General features: G+C 75.3%; 2 protein-coding genes. Both read right to left on the bottom strand.

Going from position 1 to position 2,317, the window contains the following annotated elements; all coding sequences use genetic code 11:
* The coding region (locus FF36_RS39805) for a ketoreductase domain-containing protein (RefSeq protein ID WP_242423009.1) at nt 1–176 on the bottom strand (176 nt) is incomplete at both ends.
* 42 nt (nt 177–218) lie between these two features.
* A partial coding sequence (locus FF36_RS31145; RefSeq protein WP_277913004.1) for a polyketide synthase dehydratase domain-containing protein occupies nt 219–2,041 on the bottom strand: 1,823 nt, incomplete at its 3' end.
* Nucleotides 2,042–2,317: the final 276 nt, after the last annotated feature.

Here is a 2,317-nt window from a genome sequence, read left to right as displayed (position 1 = left end):
CGGCGATGGAGGAGTAGAGGACGAAGGCTTTGAGGGGGTGGTGGCGGGTGAGGTGGTGGAGGTGCCAGGCGCCGTCGATTTTGGGGGTGAGGACGGTGTGGAGGCGGTCTTCGGTGAGGTTGGTGAGGGTGGTGTCGTCGAGGGTGCCGGCGGTGTGGATGACGGCGGTGAGGGGGNGGNGGGGGNCGAGGGTGTCGAGGAGGTGTTGGAGTTGGTGNGGGTTGGTGGTGTCGGTGGCGGTGATGGTGATGGTGGCGCCGAGGTTTTCGAGTTCGGTGCGGATTGTCTGGGCGTGGGGGTGGTCGGGGCCGGTGCGGCTGGTGAGGTGGAGGTGGCGGGTGTGGTGGTGGGTGATGAGGTGGTGGGCGAGGTGGTGGGCGAGGGTGCCGAGGCCGCCGGTGATGAGGACGGTGCCGTCGGGGTCGAGATCCCAGCCCGCCGGATGCACCTGGTCGGCCGGCTCGGCCGGCTGGGCGGGGTCGGCCGAGTCCGCCGCAGCGGGTACGGCGGGCGTGGCGGCCGCTGCGGCTGCGGCTGCCGGGACGAGACGTGGGGTGTGGGCGGTGCCCCGGCGCAGGGCGAGCTGGTTCTCGCCGCTGGCCAGTGCGGCGGCGACGGCCGCGGGCAGGCCGGCGCGGCTGTCGGGGTCGCCGTCGAGGTCGATCAGCAGGATGCGGTCGGGCTGCTCGCTCTGGGCGGTGCGCAGCAGACCGGTCAGGGGCGCGGTGGTCAGGTCGACATCCTCCCCGGCGACGCTGACCGCGCCGGAGGTGAGGACCGCGAGCCGGGTCGTGTCCAACCGACGGTCGGACAGGTAGGTCTGCAGCAGCTCCAACGCCCGCTGCGTGGCCGCCCGCGCCGCGGCGGGGACGTCCACGATGTCCGAGGCATCGGCGGGGCGCGCGAGGTCCGCGGCGCCGAGGGGCAGGACGACGAGGTCGGGAACGGCGGTGCCCGCCTCGATCGCCGCGCCGAGGGACGCGAGGTCGGGATGATCCGTCCGGGTGACGCCCGCCCCGAGCTCGGCCGGCACGGCCTCGCCGGCGTCGGCGCCGACGACGGCCCAACCGGTGGCCGCTGAATCCGTCGTGGCCGGTGGGTCCGTGGCGGCCAGCCGCAGGGGCGGCCAGGTCACCTCGTAGAGCGAATCCGAACGGCGGCGTCGGGCCGCGGCGAGCTGCTCGGCGGAGACCACCCGGGCCAGCAGCGACTCGACGGTGATGACGGGGGCGCCGGTGGGGTCGGTGGCGTGCAGGGAGATCTCGTCGCTGCCGTGGACGGCGAGGTGGACGCGCAGGCTGGTCGCGCCGGTGGCGTGCAGGCGCACGCCGTTCCAGGCGAACGGCAGTCGGCTGTGACCCGCGGGCACGTCCGCGAGCCCGTGGAAGACCGACAGGTGCACGGCCGCGTCGAGCAGCGCGGGATGCACCCCGAAGGCGGCGCCCTGGTGCTGGTCGCTCCCGGCCTCGGGGAGGGCGACCTCGGCGTACAGGTCGTCGCCGGCGCGCCAGGCGGCGCGCAGGCCCTGGAAGGCCGGCCCGTAGGCCAGCCCCGACGTGGCCAGCGCGGGGTAGACGTCTCCTACGGGCACCTCCAGCGCTCGCGGCGGCGGCCACGCGGCCAGCGCTTCGGGCTCGCCGCCGCCTTCGCCGTCGTTGCCGTCGCCGCCTGCGCCGCTGCCGTCATCGGCGGCGAAGACCCCGCTGGCGTGCCGCGTCCACGCGGCGTCGGGCGAGTCCTGCGGCCGGGAGTGGATGGCGACGGGCCGGCGGCCGGTGTCGTCGGGGGCGGTGACGGTGACCTGGATGGCGACGGCGGCGCGCTCGGGCAGGATGAGCGGCGCCTCGAAGAGCAGCTCGTCCAACGTTCCCGCACCGAGATCGTCGCCGGCCCGCAGCGCCAGCTCGACGAAGGCGGTGCCGGGCACGAGCACGTTGCCCTGCACCGTGTGGTCGGCGAGCCAGGGATGGGTCGCCAGCGAGAGTCGGCCGGAGAACAGCACCCCGTCCTGGTCGGCCAGTCCGATGGCCGCGCCGAGCAGCGGATGGTCCGCGCTGGCGAGGCCAAGCCCGGCGACGCTGTGCCCACCGGTCGACGCCTCCCGCAGCCAGTAGCGCTGGCGCTGGAAGGGGTAGGTGGGGAGGGTGGCCGCGAGGTGAGCGGGGTTGCTGCCGGTGCCGACGGTGTCACTGGTGCCCGTGGCGCCGGTGGGGTCGCCGGTGGCGGTGGCGGTGGCGCCGTCGGTGTTGCCGATGCTCTGGGGGTCGGTGGTGGGTGTGGTGGGGGTGGCCGTCGTGGTGGGGGGTGTGGGGGTGTG

This window comes from Frankia torreyi (assembly GCF_000948395.1).
Taxonomy (GTDB): domain Bacteria; phylum Actinomycetota; class Actinomycetes; order Frankiales; family Frankiaceae; genus Frankia; species Frankia torreyi.
The sequence above is the reverse complement of the archived record's forward strand: the minus strand, read 5'-3'. Positions and strand labels throughout refer to the sequence as shown.